Source organism: Helicobacter canis (assembly GCF_008693005.1).
GTDB classification, from domain to species: domain Bacteria; phylum Campylobacterota; class Campylobacteria; order Campylobacterales; family Helicobacteraceae; genus Helicobacter_B; species Helicobacter_B canis.
The window spans coordinates 83700-98514 of record NZ_VXKE01000006.1; the positions used below are offsets into that span (position 1 = coordinate 83700).

Sequence of the window (14815 nt, forward strand, 5' to 3'; positions counted from 1 at the left end):
TTGCCAAGCAAAGCCAGCTTTATACCCAAATCTGCTATAATGCGCACTTCCATTAGAATCTAAAGCAAAGGACACACAATGGCAATTAGTATGAGCGAGCTTAAAAAGGGCTTGAAAATCGAAATCGATGGGATTCCATATAGAATCGTAGAATACCAACATGTAAAGCCGGGTAAAGGTGCGGCATTTGTGCGCGCGAAAATCAAGTCGTTTTTAGATGGCAAAGTGATTGAAAAGACTTTCCACGCTGGCGATAAATGCGAAGAACCAAATATCGTAGAAAAGCCTATGCAGTATCTCTACTATGATGGGGAATACTATCAGTTTATGGATACGGAGTCTTATGAGCAAATCGCGCTTAATGACGATCAAGTAGGCGATGCCAAAAAGTGGCTACTAGATGGCTCTAGCGTGCAGGTGCTACTGCATAATAATAAAGCGATTTCTGTGAGTGTGGCGCAAATTGTCGAGCTAAAAATTATCGAAACCCCTCCAAACTTCAAGGGCGATACTTCTTCTGCTGGCAAAAAGCCTGCGACTTTAGAGACAGGCGCAGTGGTGCAAATCCCCTTCCATATCTTAGAGGGCGAGAGCATACGTGTCAATACCGAAACAGGCGAGTATGTCGAAAAGGTGAAATAACTCCCATAGCCCTAGAATCTAGGGCTACTTCTGCTAGCAATCACAAAGCCTTTAACTGCATAAAGTTTTTTAATAGCTGCTTCCCGCATTGACTCAAAATCGCTTCTGGGTGGAACTGAATCCCATAAATAGGGAGCTTCTTATGCGCGATAGCCATAATCACTCCCCTTTTGTCATAGGCTATGACTTTGCAATTTTTAGGGCACTGGCTGACAAAAAGCGAGTGATACAAGCAGATTTTAGGACGCTTTTTAAGCTTGGTGAAAATAGGGGATTTGACATAGTGTAGGGTTTGGATTTTGGCATGGGTGGGGGTGGGGAGCTTAGAGACTTCCCCGCCAAAGGCATAGGCGATACACTGATGTCCTAGGCAAATGCCAAGAATCGGCTTGCGCTTTTTAAAATACCTAATCGCCTCCACACTAAAGCGAGCTTCTTTAGGAGAGTTTGGACCCGGAGAAATCACTAGATGAGAAAAGCGCAAAGCTAGCAAATCACTAGCATGCGTAAAAGCATCACTTTGGACAACCTCACAAGCATAGCCAAGCTCCCTAAAATACAGCGCGATCGTGTAAGTGAAAGAATCATAGTTATCAATGATTAGCACGCGCTTCATAGCTCCACCTTCTTCGCCCCTCGCACAGAGTTGATACAATAAATCGCGCTAGCATTTTCTAAATCCTTAGCATAGAGCACGCGCTCTTGTATCGCACCCTTTTGGAGCAGAAACTGCCGATACACGCCATTTAGCAGCCCGCTACTAAGGGCTGGTGTGTAGAATCTAGCACCTTGTCGCACGACAATATTGCTTCTACTGCCCTCGCACAGCTCGCCCCTCTCATTGAAAAACGCCACATCATAGCAGTGATTCTCTCTCCACAAGTGGCTTTGTGCGTCATAAACCGCGCGCAAGGAGCTTTTATGATAGAGTGAGTCGCTTGCACTTTGGAGCGTGGCTGGGCTAAGGAGCAAGCGAGTGCTTGTAGAGTCTTGCAAAGGAGTGGCTTTAGATTCTAGTGTGCCATCTTTATGCAGCACTAGGCGTAAAATTTGCTTAGGCGATGACTTTTGAGCACTTAAATCCCCAAATAGCTCCCTATCAATGCTTAAAAAATCATTACTACAAGTAGATTCTAGCCCATTAAACTTACGCGCAAACGCACCAATGCGCCCGCTCTCAAAGCCAAGCTTCCTAGCAGAATCTAGCAGCCTTTGTAGATGATACTTAAACAGCACAATACTTTTGCCTTGCAGTAGCATTGTCTCAAACAAGCAGCACTCTCTAGCGCGCACAATCTGCGTCTTTAGCCCAAGCTCTTGCCACTCCTCTTGCGCGCTAGACTCCCAGACAATACCGCTGCCCACCCCATAGCAGCAGCTCTCCCCGCTCTTATGCAAAGTGCGTATAGCTACGCTAAAGCTCGCGCGCTCCTTATGCACCACGCCGATACTCCCGCAGTAAATCCCCCTATCACGCTTCTCAAGGCTCTCTATAAGCTTCATTGTCTCCTGCTTTGGTGCGCCGGTGATTGAGCCACAAGGAAAGAGTGCGGCAAAAATATCATAGAATCTAACGCGCCTTTTTAGCGTAGCTTGAATAGTCGAGGTCATTTGATAGAGCGTGGGGTAGGACTCTATGCTAAAAAGCTTTACACGCAGGCTTTTTGGCTTACTAATCCTTGCTAGATCATTGCGGAGCAAATCCACAATCATTAGATTTTCGCTTTTGTTTTTCCCATCTTTAGCGAGCTTGCGCTTATTGCCCTTACCTTTTGGCATTGTGCCTTTCATAGGCTTTGTAGTAATGCGCCTGCCCTTTAGAGAGAAAAACAGCTCCGGAGAGAGCGAGATAATCGCGCCATTTTCTTCTGGGATAAAGGCTTTATACGCCGTATCCTGCCTAGCGCAAAGCAAGTGAAAGAGCTCGCTAGAATCTAGCTTTGTGCTAAAGACTAGCTCTTGGGTGAGATTTGTCTCATAGCTTCTCCCACAGGCAATTGCCTCTTTGACCAAGGCAAAATCGCGCATATAGCGCGCTTCATCAAGGGGGCGCAGCACACTTGGAGCAAATCGCTCTTGGGATACAAGCTCTCTAGCAAAGCGTCTCCTGCGCCTAAAGCCATAAAACACGCAATAAGGCTTCACACTCTCATAGCTCCAATCGCGCAAATACCGATAGAACTCATACTCCACATAGCCGACAAAAAACAGCGTGTGCTTGTTAGATTCTACATAGGAAAAAAGCTCTTTGCTCTGCTTTTGACTATATGCCTTTAGCGTTATGGCGCAATCATAGTAACACCACTTGCCAACAACGCACTCCATAGCTTAGTGGCAGTCAATCATCGCACTATAATTCTTGCCAGCATACCCATCGACAATCCCACTCCAGCGCGCGCTTTCTTTGGGCTTGATTTGACGATTTAGCACTTGTGTGTAAGCACTAAGGGGCAAAAGCTTATCCTGCAAGGTGATAAGCAAGCTTTGCTTAGGATTATCGCGCAGAGGCGTGATGGTCAGCATACACTCTTTGATGGTTAGCTTCTTGCTAAGATTGCGAATCGTTAGGTCAAAGTTAAACCCACTTGTATAAACAAAGGGCGCGAAATGCGTGTAGCTCACTTTAATAGGGTAGAGAAAATTGCGCATAATATACGCCACCCCAAAGGGAGCAAGCACCAAAATGCACGCCTCTAGGCAAAAGCACAGCGCAAAAATCAAGCGATACCGCCAAAAAATCAGTGAAAAGAAAAACACCAGCACAAATACTAAGAAAAACAGCCCAAATACCGCTATTTCCGGTGTTTTGATATGCATAGATGCACTTGCTATCAATGCCTTAAGCCCGAGAAAATTCTGCGCAAAATCCATAGCTACCCTTGCTAAACTGCCCGCTCTTGGGCTAGCGTATTATCTCCATAGGGCGCAATCATAGCATTTGCTAAATGCAATATAGCTTAGAAACGCCACCAAGCCAAACCTAAGTAAGCAAAGCTATTGCCCGCGCCGAGCCTTCTCCTCTAGCCCGCTAAGTCCAAGGCGTCTTTGCAGCTCGGCTAGCACCTGCTCGGGGTGGATATTATAGTAAGCGAGCCCTACAAGGATATGGTAGAGCAAGTCCGCGCACTCATAGACAATCTGCCCAGAATCTTTGTCCTTTAATGCTAGGAGCACCTCGCCCGCTTCTTCTATGATCTTTTTGCCAAAGCCATTGACACCTTTTGCATAAAGGCTAGCAGTGTAAGAGCTAGATTCTGGCGCGCTCTTGCGCTCTAAAAGTGTGTGGTAAAGCGTATCCATAATGTCATAGGCTTGAGAGAGATCGCTAGCGTGGGCTTTAGGGCTAGAGTCTAGCGCGTTAGATTCTAGGGTCTTAGATTCTAGCGCACAAGCTGAATCCATTGAAAAAGTGGATTCTAGCTCTTTGGCACTGCTAGAATCTAGCTTATGAAAAAAGCAGCTTTTATGCCCTGTGTGGCAGGCAGCCCCCACTTGCGTGATAGAAAATAGCAGCGCGTCATTATCGCAATCTAGCGCGATAGATTCTACCTTTTGTGTGTGTCCGCTGCGCTCGCCCTTTTTCCAAATGCGATTTTTAGAGCGAGAAAAGTAGTGCATATAGCCACTCTCTAGTGTGAGCTGTAATGCCTGCTTATCCATAAAGGCAAGCATTAGCACTTCTTTGGTGCTAGAGTCCTGCACGACAGCAGGGATTAGCGGTGATTTATCCCAATCAAGCTTGTCGGCTAGCTCACCGCTTGCCGCTATGTAGTCCGCCATACTTGCCCTTAGATTCTAGCTAGTTGCCAGATACTGCAGAGTTTTGCTTAGGATTTTTACTATCTACCCAAATATTTGGCACAGCCCCACCCGGTAGCAAGAAAATCTGCGTATCTTTGTTTTCTTTCAAGGCTTCATTAAACTTGCCCTGTGTTTCAATCTGGCGTAGCTGAATTAGCTGGTTATTTAGGCTCTGCCCTACAAGGCGATTAGACTCTGCCACAGCTTTTGCTTCAATAAGCTTGGCATCAGCTACACCTTGGGCTTTAATGCGATTTGCCCTAGCCTCGCCCTCTTCTTCTTGCTGTCTGCGCTGGGCTTTTTGCCTAGCATTTTGCACTTCTTCGATTTGCTCTCTTACCTTAGGTGGCAGCACGATTTCGCGCAGCTCCACAGAGACAAGATTAACCGGGCGGTCTTCATACTGCTCGATTTTCTCCTTAATGCCACTGCTAATGAGCTGGGCGATCTCACCGCGCTTGCCGGGCAGCTCTTGGGCAGGGTAGTTCCCAATGACACTTAGAGCTACATCGCGGATCGCTGGATAGACGATTTTCTCCTGCCAAGAAAGCCCCCATTTCTCAATCGTCTTTGGGGCTTTGGTGCTATCTAGGACATATTTGACCGTTAGCTCCACAAGCACTTGCAAGCCATCTCTATCCATTGTGTCAATGGCGTTGTTGCGGAAGATCCCGCGATTTTTGCCTACCAAAATATCATCAGCCCTTGAGAAGTTCACCTCGCGCACCTTTGTATCTTCAATAATCACGCTTTGCACAAAGGGGATAAAAAAGTGGATTCCAGCTTCAAGGGGCTTTGGATCATAACGCCCAGTAGTTGCTTTGATCCCCGTCTCCCCAGAATTTACGATGACAAAAGGACGCGCCATAAAAAAGAGTATCCCAAGCACGATGACTACAATCACTATGGTGATAAGCCTGCTACTAGCCAAGTTTGGCGGGATACTAAAGCCCTGTCCAAATGGATCGCGCGGCGTGCCTCTATCATCTCTCCTGCCACTATCTTGCTTGCGATTATCCCTGCTCTCATTATCGCTATTTTTAGGTGGGGTTTGGTTTTTCTTACGCAAATGTTCGTTTAAATCTATTGGCATAGCAATCCTTTCATCTCGTTAATCGATAAATGTTAAGAATCCGGCATATTTTGGATTCTGCTCTTTTTGGGCATTGACTAGCGCGTGGAACTCTGCTTGCAGGGCTTTAGTGATCTGCCCAGCCCCCCCAGAGCCAATTGGATAAAAATCCACCTCTCTAATAGGCGTGATCTCCGCAGCCGTCCCGGTGAAAAACGCCTCATCAGCCACATACAATTCATCGCGCGTGATATGCCGCTCTAGCACCTCTAGCCCCAAGTCTTTGGCAAGCTCAATGGTCGTAGCCTGCGTGATAGACTCTAGTGTATAGTCGTGCGGCGGAGTGATAAGCTTGCCATCTCGCACGATGAAAATACACTCCCCACTGCCTTCAGCCACAAAGCCCTGCTCATCAAGCAGCAGTGCCTCATCACAGCCGCACGCTAGAGCTTCGTATTTTGCCATTTGGGAGTTTAGGTAGTTTGCCGCGGCTTTTGCTTTGCCCATAGTGGAGCGGATAGGATTGCGCGCAAAGGAGCTGGTTTTGACCTTTATGCCATTGCTTATGCCATCTTCGCCAAGATACGCGCCCCACTCCCACGCCGCGATAATCGTCTCCACAGGGGCGTTGATATGCGCCACGCCCATAACACCATAGCCCAGATACACAAGCGGGCGGATATAGACATTGCCAGAAAAGTCCGCGCGGTTTGCTTTAAGCAGCTCAATGTGTGCGGCTTCTAGCTCTTCTAGCGTATAAGGGCAGTTTAGGCGCAAAATCTTGCACGATCTTAGCAGCCTAGCGCAATGCTCCCTTAGGTGAAATATCGCCAAGCCCTTAGGCGTCATATATGCCCTTGTGCCTTCAAAAGCAGCGTTTCCATAATGCAGCGTATGGCTTAGGACATGTGTGGTGGCGTCTTTCCAAGCGATAAGCTCGCCGTTTTTCCAAATATAGCTAGATTCTTTCATCGGGCTTTCCTTGCTTTGCTGTGGGGTCTATTTCTAGGTCGCTGCGGCTTATCGCTAGAATCCATCATTGACAAGCTTGCAGGCAGGCTCGCACGCTTATGCTCTAAATAATGTGTCAAAAGCTTTAGGCATAGCTGCGCTGGCTCTGCCTGCTCGCTTAGCTGATTGTAAGTATCTATGGCTTCTTGTGAAATATCAGTCGCTAGCAAGTCATCAAGCTTTTTAGCAATATTGACAGGCAGCTCAAAAAGCTCTAGCTTGCTGCCCACATCTTCTTGGATTCTTTGCAGCTCCTTATACTCTAAAGGCGAGACAAGCGTGATCGCTACGCCCTTCTTCCCCGCGCGTCCTGTGCGCCCTATGCGGTGTATGTAGCTCTCTGGATTAAGCGGGATATGGTAGTTAAATACATGGCTCACATCGCTAATATCAAGCCCCCTGCTTGCCACATCTGTGGCGACTAGAATCTGCACGCTTTTGTTCTTAAACTCCATAATCGCCGCGCGTCTTGCACGCTGGTCTAAATCCCCGTGCAAAGCCACAGAAGCATAGCCCTGCGCGACAAGGAAAGTATTTAGCGTGTCAGCTTCCTTTTTGGTGCGAGTAAAGATAATGGAGCGCGTGGGGGTTTGGCTATCAAGCAAGCGGATAATGGCTTCATTACGCTCATTATCATTGATGACATAGTAGCGTTGCGTAATGTCGGTGTTTGCTACTTCTGTGGGGGTGATTTTGATTTTGGTAGGATTAAGTAGAATCTTGTCTGCTAGCTCTTGGATAGGCTTTGGCATAGTCGCTGAAAAAAGCAGCACTTGAATCTCGCTTGGCAGATAGCTAAAAATCTCTTCAATATCGTCCAAAAACCCCATATCAAGCATTTCATCGCTCTCATCAAGCACGACAATGCGCGGCGCGAAGTTGCGCAGGCGGTTGTTTTTCAAATGATCTAGCAGCCTGCCCGGTGTGGCGATCATCATCTGTGGATTTTTATCTAGGAAGCTGATTTGATGCTTGATATTCTGCCCGCCATAGACACAAATCGTGCGCGTGCGGCAGAACTTGCCAAGCTTAAATGCCTCATCGCTAATTTGCATAGCAAGCTCCCTTGTAGGCGTGATGACAAGGGCTTCTACTTCGCCATTGTTGCGGAGATTGTGTAAGATAGGTAGGACAAAGGCGGCAGTTTTGCCTGTGCCTGTTTGGGCTTGAGCGATAAGGTCGCCCCCTTGTAGAATCGCTGGGATCGCCTCTGCTTGAATAGGGCTTGGCGTGCTAAATCCTGCAAGCTCAATGCCCCTTAGCACCGATCTTTTCAATCCTAAGTCATAAAAGCTTTGCTCTTGTGAGTGTTGGGGTTGTGTCTGCATTATGAATCTTTAAATAGTAATCTTATGAAATAGCGTATTATACTTTGACAGACTTATAAATTTCTTAGTATAGCGCAGCCTAGCACGAGCGCAGAGAGTCGCAAATATAGATTCTAGCGCACTTGCTCACCATTGATAAGCAGCCTATGCACCTTATTTGCCAGTAGGATAAAATGCACTTCTGGCTGGGTAGAATCTACAATCCCATCAATTGCAAACACCGCCATATCAGCACTTCTTCCACTCTCTAGTGTGCCATTAGCAAGCCCTAGGGCTTTAGCACCCCCCCTTGTAGCTGCAAGCAGCAGCACGCGTGCTAAAGCCTGTAAATCGCCCCCCATACCAAACAGCCCCGCACGCAGCTCATCGAGCATACAAGTATTGGCATTAGAGCTTGCGCCATCAGTGCCAATGCCTAGATTTTGCCTAGAATCTAGCTTTTTTAGATCAAGCATAGAGCCACCAAGCAAGCGATTAGACCTAGGGCAGGTGATGAGAGAGTGCCCGCCTTGAGCGAGAAAAGTGGATTCTAGGCTGCTTAAAGCAGTGCAATGCACAAAAGATGCGCGCGTAGAAGAAAAAAGCTCCATAAACTCTTGTATAGTGTAGTAGGGGGCTGGTCTTGGGATCTTTAGCGTTTGTGTGTAAAAGTCATAAAACCACCCTTTAGGAGCATTTGCATCATTTTTAGATTCTAGCCATAGTCGCTCGGCATTAGACTCTAAAAAATGCGCGCTAAATGTGCAAAAAGTTTCACAGGGATTAGCGATAGCTTGTGTAGCAGGCTTTGCAGAAGACTCCTTAACGCAAGATTTTTCATCAAATGTCTCTTTAGCAAAGGCGATGACATGCTTTGCTAGCACGCTATGCACAGAATAAGGCGCGTGCAAGGCAATCGCTGGAAAAAAGCTCCTAGAAGCAAGCCCTTTAGCAGCGAAAAATCGCGCCTTAAAATCCGCTAGCAGCATATCAAGTGCCGCTGGGTTTGCCCCAATGGCTTCACTAAAATACACTACCTTTAGCGCACTTTGTGCTAGGGCTTGCATATCTGCACCATAGCTTGAAATTGCCCCCACACTCCCTACGCCAGAGTCTAGCTGCTCTTCTATGGTGGATTCTATGGCTTTATCCATATCTGCTAGCACATCATCACGCTTGCTCATAACGCTTGCAAGCCAGCCTTCAAAGCTCCCATATACAAAGCTTGTAGAGTTGCTGCTAAACTCGAAGTGGATATGGGCGTTGATGAGAGCAGGGAGCAAGACGCAACCGCTAAAAAACTCTGTCTCTAGGATTGGCGTTGGCTTTTGCGGCTCGCTATCAAACACACTCTCTATTTTTTCGTTGCGTGGCTCGCAAAACCCCGATTCTAGCTCCAAAATCTTAGAATCGCTGGGGCTTTTTGTGTATTTTGCTACAAGCTCATCATACACCCCCACTTCCACAATCCGCTCACCCTCATACGCCACACCACCATCACGGATAATGCTAAAATCTCTATCACAAACAAACACCACACTCGCGCCAATGATTTTCATCGCCATTCCTTATAGAGCTACCTAGATTCTGCTTTATAGCTTATGCAATCTTAATAAAAAATACATTACAATCCGCCCAAAATGCACGCCGGAGTCGCTATGAGTAAGCCCCATAACAACAAGGACTCTTCCCCACAATCACCACAACCTAGCCCACAAAAACCCCCAATAGAAGAGATATGCGACTTTCTCTGCGCCTACTCTAGCGCATTGCTGCAAAGCGGAGCCTACACTGCACGCGTGATCAAATGCACCAATAGAATTGGGCAGAGCTTTGGCTATGAAGTGTATTTAAGCGTGTTTTTGCAATACATCACCATAAATATCGCTGACAAAAAAGACTACAACAACCGCCGCACACAAGTGATCAAAAATATGCACCTAGGTATGAATCTCTCGCTTATCTCAAACCTTAGCGCATTAAGCTGGCAAATTTATGATGAAAACATTTCTTTACAAGAAGCAAAAGAGCATTTTGCCTATATTTGTGCGAAAAGATCGCACTCTGTGCTACTTGGTGCGCTGCTTATCCCGCTAGGCAATGCCACATTTTGCAAGCTCTTTGATGGGGACTTTGGCGCACTTTTATGTATCTTTGTGGGGACTTTTGTGGGATTTTTTATGCGCAATTTCTTTCACAAAATCCGCCTAGACAATCGCGCGCAGCTGCTCTTTGCCTCCTTTATCGTCTCTTTTGTAGCCTATATTGGCGTGTGGCTTGGGCTTAGTCAAACACCCGGCGTAGCCATTGGCGGAAGCATCTTGTATCTAATCCCGGGTGCGCTGATTTTAAACGCCTTTGTCGATATTATCCACGAAAACACCCTTATGGGCATTAGTCGGCTTATCAATATGATGGTGCTTATGATGTGTATTGCAGCGGGCGTGTATCTCACGCTAGCTATCACCAATGCGAGTGTGTTTTAATGCTAGAGCTCTATCCACATATCCAAGAAGTGCTCTACGCCAGATCGTGGCACAACTCACTGCTTGTAGAAATGCTTGTGGATTTTGTCTTCGCCTTTATTGCGGGGCTTGGCTTTGCCTATGGGCTAAATCCACTTAAACGCACGATCTTTTGGAGTGCGCTTTTTGCAGGGCTTGGCTACAATATCCGCTTTGGGCTTATGCAGCTGCCCATTTTTAGCTTTGTGGGGGCGAGCTTTTGCGCGAGCTTATGTATAGGGCTTTTGGCAATTGTAGTAGCAAAGCGCGTCAAAGCCCCCATAGAAGTGATCGCCTTCCCATCTCTTTTGCCGATGTTCCCCGGAAGCTACGGATATAAAAGTATCCTATCTCTGCTCTCATTTGTGCAGCAGCGCGATGATAAAGCGCGGCTAGACTACTTGCTGCTATTTTTTGACAATTTTACCATTATGTTTTCTGTCTCTTTGGCTCTTGTGGCGGGCGTGCTTATCGTGTTTTCTATCTTTTATGAGCAAAGCTTTATGATGACTAGAGGGATCAAAAAGCTCTCTATGCGTGATCATTGATAGCCACAATCCCTAGAATCCACTTTTACAAAGGATTTAGCTTTTAGCTCAAATCTTAGAGCCCCAAGCCAAACCCTAGAATCTACTTACTCCATCGTGCTATCAAGCTCATAATGCAAGGCATCGATAGAGTATTGCGGCTGTTTGGAAGTCTTTGGCGTGAAGGCGAAGTTTCTTGTAAGGAAAATCGATGTGCTCCAAGTGTAGCAGTTAATGGGACCAAATCCAGAGAAATCCACCTGTATCAGCCCAGACTCTCGCAAAAATCGCGTAACCCCGCTATGCCAGTCAGCATTATCCACGATGATCATAGCCCCTTGTGGCGATCTTGTATCTAGCAGCTCTAAGGCTACTTTCGCACACTCTAGGCGCGTGTTTATGCCATCAATATCGCCACCATCAATGACTATGACATCAAACTTCTCTTTAAGACTAAGTGGGAAGCGCGCATAGTCGCTCAAATCATCTTCGGCTAAAATGCTCGTCTTTAGATACATTTTGTTGTGGGGCAAGATTCTAAGCTTAATGCTCTCATACCACTTTTTATCACTCTCAATACTTACAACAAACTCTGCTCTCTCCCCCCAATACAAAGACGAGTAACCCCCCCCACTCCATAATTTTCTTACCTGAAAAGTCCAAGCCCTCTAGATAGTCCAAGCAGGGATAGGTGATCCACGCAAGCGGCTTGCCGTGCTTATCTATACACTGCCACTTTTGCATACTCTCTAGCTGGTTGTATTCCTTGGCTAGCACTCTTGCATTATGCAGCTGCCAGCGGTATGGGTAGTAGAATCTAGCAAGGAGTGAGTTAAGTGCTTTGATAAAGCGTTTGATAAATGTAAGCATTTGCGATCCTTAAAGAAGAAAGTAAAAGTGGATTCTAGCAAAATCCACCCCCCTAGCCCAAGTTTGACCCACCACTAGAATCTAGCTAGATTCTAGCTCTTACAAATATGCAAGTGCGCGTTGTTTTTGCAAGTAGATTATAGCCCTTTGTCCGCATAAAGCTCACAAGCGGATCGCGCATAAGATCTTGGCTAAAGGATTCTGCTAGCACGACCCTAGGCGCATATACTGCAAAATCAAGCGTGGAGAGGATCGCCATATCCTGCCCCTCTACATCAATACTTAGCAAGTCAATGGGCGCACTAGCATAGCGCGCTAAAATTGCATTGATAGGATAGCAAGGGATAGAAATGACATCAACAAGGCGGCTTGATCGCGCATAATCACGCGCTAGGCTCTCATCAAAAGTGTTTAATGCCTTTTCTTCAAAGATGTAGTAAGGCTTTATATCTTGGCTCGCTCCTATGGCGATTTCTAAGTTTATATCCCTTGGGCGAAACCGCCTAAATTTCTCCATACTCTTTGGCATAGGGTCGATATTGATACCACTCCAGCCCGCCTTGTATAGTGCATAAGTGTTAGAGAAGCGAAACGGGTGATGTGCGCCAATATCAACATAAAAGCCTATATAGTTTGTCGTGTTTGGGGACTTGTTTGATGGTTGTCGATTTTGGTTTGTATCGCTTGGAGGTGATTCTAGGCTACGGAGTTTGGAGCTAGAATCTAGATTGTGTGTAAAAGTGGATTCTAGCTTAAGCTGCTCGCGGTGGGATTTTTGAGTTTGCGCCTGTTTTTTATTAACGCTTTTGGATTCTAGGATTGTGGAGCTAGAATCGGGGCTTTGCGAATCTCGCAAGGAAGATAAGACTTGAGGTCTATCGACGCCGCGAGATGAAGCAATCGCCGATTCTAGTCCGCAAGCCGAATCCTTACAGGATTCCCCCCCCCCCGTTTTGCGCGGCAAAAATCTCCCACACAATCAAATCTTCCCCTTCTTGAGCGTAAGAGACTACACCATAGCGTTTAATACGCTCATTATACGCGGTAGCTAAGTGGGCATAGGTGCTTGGAAATTGTGCGCACAAAAGCCGCTTCACACTCTGCAATACTCTCATACTATCTCCTTGTCTCCTAGATTCTCACCACAAATCCTGCTCTGCTGCAGTGTTTGAGCTACTTGGCAGGGGCGATGTGCTTGTGTAGTAGAAATTATACTTATCTAGCATTTTTGAGCTGACATTCTCTGGGGTGGGGAATTTCTTGCGCTGGGCTGGGTCAAGCCGCAAGACATTGCCCACAAACTCCGCAAACACCGGTGCTGCCACTAGCCCAGCACTCTCATACTGCCCAATAGGCTTAGAGTCATCACGCCCAAACCACACAATCGCTTGCACATCAGGCGTAAATCCACAAAACCAAAAATCTACATTATTATTAGTAGTGCCTGTCTTGCCTGCTACTTCTACGCCATTGACCCGCGCGCGCCTGCCTGTGCCATTCGCCACCACTTCACGCAGGATAGAAACCCCAAGAAATGCCTGCTGGGCAGAAGTAATAGTGGCTTGCTGGGTATCATAGGTAAAGACATTGCCGTTGATATCAATCACACTATCGATCAAAATAGGATCGACACGCGTGCCATAGTTGGAGAAGATCGAGTATTCACGCGCTAGCATAAGTGGCGTGGCATTAAGCGAGCCAATAGCAATGGTCATATCTGTATTTAAATCCTTAAACCCATACTCCAGCAAGCCATTATAAATAGCATTAAAGCCCACAAGCTGGACGATATTTAGCGTAGCAAGATTGCGTGAGAACATCAACGCCTCTTGCAAAGTGATAAGCCCGCGGAAAGATTTATCGACATTGCCTGCGCGATAGCCATCAAAATCTCTGGCTGCATCAGGGACTTTTGTCGCAGTGGAGTAGCCCTTGTCAAGGGCTATTTGATAGATAAATGGCTTCACGCTACTGCCGATTTGGCGGTTTGCATCGGTAGCGCGATTAAAGGGGCTTTTAGCAAAATCCACCCCGCCAACAAGTGCTAGAATCTTACCCGTGCGCGTGTCTGTAACGACCATCGCGCCATTAAATGTATCTGTCTTGCTCTGCTCATCTTGCTCTTGCGCATTAGCATTTTTAGAGACTTTTTGTAGGCGCGCTTGGATTCCATTGTAGCCATTGATCAAAGCTTGCTGCGCTAGAGCCTGATACTCCAAATCGATATTAAGCTTAATGGTATAGCCACCTGTTTTAATATCTTTTATGCCACTAAGCTGGCGAAGCGCGAAGTCTGTAACATAGGGCGCGATATTTTGGGTTAAAGTTTGATTATACACAACAGGCGCTTCTGCAAGCGCGCTTTGTGCGTATTCTTTAGAAATCCAGCCTAGATCATACATTCTGCGGATCACATCATTGGCACGCGCTAGAGAGAAGTCAATCCGCTTGGTAGGATCATAAATGCTAGGAGCATTGGGCAGCCCTACTAGCATAGCGATTTCTTTAAGACTTAGCATTGATAAAGGCTTTTTGAAATAGCCCAGAGCAGCGGTTTTAACGCCGTGATACCCGTGCCCAAAAAACACTTCATTTAAGTAAATCTCTAAAATCTGCTCTTTGCTTAGCACGCGCTCTACTTGGATTGTAAGCAAAGCTTCTTTAAGCTTGCGGCTAAAGGTGCGCTCACGCGTGAGTATGACATTTTTGACAAGCTGCTGAGTAAGCGTGCTTCCCCCCTCGCCAAAGCGTCCGTTTTTGATATTTTTTACCATAGCGCGTATGATGGCATCATAATTGATCCCGCTATGCTCGAAAAACAGCGTATCTTCTATGGCAAGCAGAGCCTCTATCATACGCGGTGGTATCTCATCAAACTTAGCATAAAACCGAAACTCTGTGTCAAACACATTGGCTATTAAGCGGTTTTTCCTATCATAAATCTGGCTTGCAAGCTTTGGGGTATAGTGCTTGACCTTATCAATATCTGCACTTAGATCCTTATAGAGAAGCACGACATAGGCAACACCTATGAAAGTAGTAAGGATAATGAGAGAAAGCAGTGCTTTTTTGATCATTAAG

Annotated in this window: 16 protein-coding genes; 3 read left to right on the forward strand and 13 right to left on the reverse strand. The window is 46.4% G+C overall.

What is annotated here, in order from left to right:
- Positions 1-78 precede the first annotated feature (78 nt).
- Positions 79-642: an elongation factor P gene (gene efp, locus F4V45_RS02310; protein ID WP_023929373.1), complete on the forward strand. Its 564-nt coding sequence runs from the start codon at positions 79-81 to the stop codon at positions 640-642.
- A gap of 40 nt (positions 643-682) precedes the next feature.
- Here the strand turns inward: efp and F4V45_RS02315 are convergent, their stop codons facing one another.
- From F4V45_RS02315 to mqnF, 8 genes are all read right to left on the reverse strand, one after another.
- Complete coding sequence (locus F4V45_RS02315) at positions 683-1258, reverse strand: anthranilate synthase component II (RefSeq protein ID WP_150336877.1); 576 nt, start codon at positions 1256-1258, stop codon at positions 683-685.
- Positions 1255-2967 carry a chorismate-binding protein gene (locus F4V45_RS02320; RefSeq protein WP_150336878.1) on the reverse strand — a complete coding sequence of 571 codons (1713 nt, stop codon included), beginning with the start codon at positions 2965-2967 and terminating at the stop codon, positions 1255-1257. The genes F4V45_RS02315 and F4V45_RS02320 overlap by 4 nt, the downstream gene beginning before the upstream one ends.
- Before the next feature lie 3 nt (positions 2968-2970).
- Positions 2971-3513 carry a DUF2393 family protein gene (locus F4V45_RS02325; protein ID WP_023929378.1) on the reverse strand — a complete coding sequence of 181 codons (543 nt, stop codon included), beginning with the start codon at positions 3511-3513 and terminating at the stop codon, positions 2971-2973.
- A 123-nt stretch (positions 3514-3636) separates the two neighbouring features.
- Complete coding sequence (gene hisIE / locus F4V45_RS02330; RefSeq protein ID WP_150336879.1) at positions 3637-4422, reverse strand: bifunctional phosphoribosyl-AMP cyclohydrolase/phosphoribosyl-ATP diphosphatase HisIE; 786 nt, start codon at positions 4420-4422, stop codon at positions 3637-3639.
- A 19-nt stretch (positions 4423-4441) separates the two neighbouring features.
- The gene (locus tag F4V45_RS02335; protein WP_150336880.1) at positions 4442-5536 is read right to left on the reverse strand and encodes a prohibitin family protein; all 1095 of its coding nucleotides are present in this window, start codon (positions 5534-5536) and stop codon (positions 4442-4444) included.
- An 18-nt stretch (positions 5537-5554) separates the two neighbouring features.
- Positions 5555-6487 carry a branched-chain amino acid transaminase gene (locus F4V45_RS02340; RefSeq protein WP_150336881.1) on the reverse strand — a complete coding sequence of 311 codons (933 nt, stop codon included), beginning with the start codon at positions 6485-6487 and terminating at the stop codon, positions 5555-5557.
- Positions 6484-7854 (reverse strand): DEAD/DEAH box helicase, encoded by a 1371-nt coding sequence (locus F4V45_RS02345; RefSeq protein ID WP_150336882.1) that lies wholly within the window; start codon positions 7852-7854, stop codon positions 6484-6486. The genes F4V45_RS02340 and F4V45_RS02345 overlap by 4 nt, the downstream gene beginning before the upstream one ends.
- Before the next feature lie 113 nt (positions 7855-7967).
- Complete coding sequence (gene mqnF / locus F4V45_RS02350) at positions 7968-9392, reverse strand: aminofutalosine deaminase family hydrolase (RefSeq protein WP_170235128.1); 1425 nt, start codon at positions 9390-9392, stop codon at positions 7968-7970.
- A gap of 99 nt (positions 9393-9491) precedes the next feature.
- Here mqnF and F4V45_RS02355 point away from each other — a divergent pair, with 99 nt between their 5' ends.
- Both F4V45_RS02355 and F4V45_RS02360 read left to right on the forward strand, forming a co-directional pair.
- A complete protein-coding gene (locus tag F4V45_RS02355; RefSeq protein WP_150336884.1) occupies positions 9492-10319 on the forward strand; it encodes a threonine/serine exporter family protein in 828 nt (275 codons plus the stop codon).
- On the forward strand, positions 10319-10885 hold the full coding sequence (locus F4V45_RS02360; protein WP_150336885.1) for a threonine/serine exporter family protein: 567 nt from the start codon (positions 10319-10321) through the stop codon (positions 10883-10885). The genes F4V45_RS02355 and F4V45_RS02360 overlap by 1 nt, the downstream gene beginning before the upstream one ends.
- A gap of 86 nt (positions 10886-10971) precedes the next feature.
- On the opposite strand, the gene F4V45_RS02365 is transcribed toward F4V45_RS02360, so the two are convergent.
- From F4V45_RS02365 to F4V45_RS02385, 5 genes are all read right to left on the reverse strand, one after another.
- Positions 10972-11478 (reverse strand): hypothetical protein, encoded by a 507-nt coding sequence (locus F4V45_RS02365; protein ID WP_150336886.1) that lies wholly within the window; start codon positions 11476-11478, stop codon positions 10972-10974.
- Positions 11438-11734, reverse strand: a complete 297-nt coding sequence (locus tag F4V45_RS02370) for a hypothetical protein (protein ID WP_150336887.1) — start codon at positions 11732-11734, stop codon at positions 11438-11440. The genes F4V45_RS02365 and F4V45_RS02370 overlap by 41 nt, the downstream gene beginning before the upstream one ends.
- 85 nt (positions 11735-11819) lie before the next feature.
- Positions 11820-12698 carry an FkbM family methyltransferase gene (locus F4V45_RS02375; protein WP_170235129.1) on the reverse strand — a complete coding sequence of 293 codons (879 nt, stop codon included), beginning with the start codon at positions 12696-12698 and terminating at the stop codon, positions 11820-11822.
- Positions 12664-12849, reverse strand: a complete 186-nt coding sequence (locus F4V45_RS02380) for a hypothetical protein (protein WP_150336889.1) — start codon at positions 12847-12849, stop codon at positions 12664-12666. Before F4V45_RS02380 ends, F4V45_RS02375 begins: the two co-directional genes overlap by 35 nt.
- Before the next feature lie 24 nt (positions 12850-12873).
- The gene (locus tag F4V45_RS02385; RefSeq protein ID WP_150336890.1) at positions 12874-14811 is read right to left on the reverse strand and encodes a transglycosylase domain-containing protein; all 1938 of its coding nucleotides are present in this window, start codon (positions 14809-14811) and stop codon (positions 12874-12876) included.
- Positions 14812-14815 lie beyond the last annotated feature (4 nt).

What these genes read in the sequence shown, in the direction of transcription:
- efp (WP_023929373.1), top strand. Translation starts at nt 79, where the DNA reads ATGGCAATTAGTATGAGCGAGCTTAAAAAGGGCTTGAAAATCGAAATC.
- F4V45_RS02315 (WP_150336877.1), bottom strand. Translation starts at nt 1,258, where the DNA reads ATGAAGCGCGTGCTAATCATTGATAACTATGATTCTTTCACTTACACG.
- F4V45_RS02320 (WP_150336878.1), bottom strand. Translation starts at nt 2,967, where the DNA reads ATGGAGTGCGTTGTTGGCAAGTGGTGTTACTATGATTGCGCCATAACG.
- F4V45_RS02325 (WP_023929378.1), bottom strand. Translation starts at nt 3,513, where the DNA reads ATGGATTTTGCGCAGAATTTTCTCGGGCTTAAGGCATTGATAGCAAGT.
- hisIE (WP_150336879.1), bottom strand. Translation starts at nt 4,422, where the DNA reads ATGGCGGACTACATAGCGGCAAGCGGTGAGCTAGCCGACAAGCTTGAT.
- F4V45_RS02335 (WP_150336880.1), bottom strand. Translation starts at nt 5,536, where the DNA reads ATGCCAATAGATTTAAACGAACATTTGCGTAAGAAAAACCAAACCCCA.
- F4V45_RS02340 (WP_150336881.1), bottom strand. Translation starts at nt 6,487, where the DNA reads ATGAAAGAATCTAGCTATATTTGGAAAAACGGCGAGCTTATCGCTTGG.
- F4V45_RS02345 (WP_150336882.1), bottom strand. Translation starts at nt 7,854, where the DNA reads ATGCAGACACAACCCCAACACTCACAAGAGCAAAGCTTTTATGACTTA.
- mqnF (WP_170235128.1), bottom strand. Translation starts at nt 9,392, where the DNA reads ATGAAAATCATTGGCGCGAGTGTGGTGTTTGTTTGTGATAGAGATTTT.
- F4V45_RS02355 (WP_150336884.1), top strand. Translation starts at nt 9,492, where the DNA reads ATGAGTAAGCCCCATAACAACAAGGACTCTTCCCCACAATCACCACAA.
- F4V45_RS02360 (WP_150336885.1), top strand. Translation starts at nt 10,319, where the DNA reads ATGCTAGAGCTCTATCCACATATCCAAGAAGTGCTCTACGCCAGATCG.
- F4V45_RS02370 (WP_150336887.1), bottom strand. Translation starts at nt 11,734, where the DNA reads ATGCTTACATTTATCAAACGCTTTATCAAAGCACTTAACTCACTCCTT.
- F4V45_RS02380 (WP_150336889.1), bottom strand. Translation starts at nt 12,849, where the DNA reads ATGAGAGTATTGCAGAGTGTGAAGCGGCTTTTGTGCGCACAATTTCCA.
- F4V45_RS02385 (WP_150336890.1), bottom strand. Translation starts at nt 14,811, where the DNA reads ATGATCAAAAAAGCACTGCTTTCTCTCATTATCCTTACTACTTTCATA.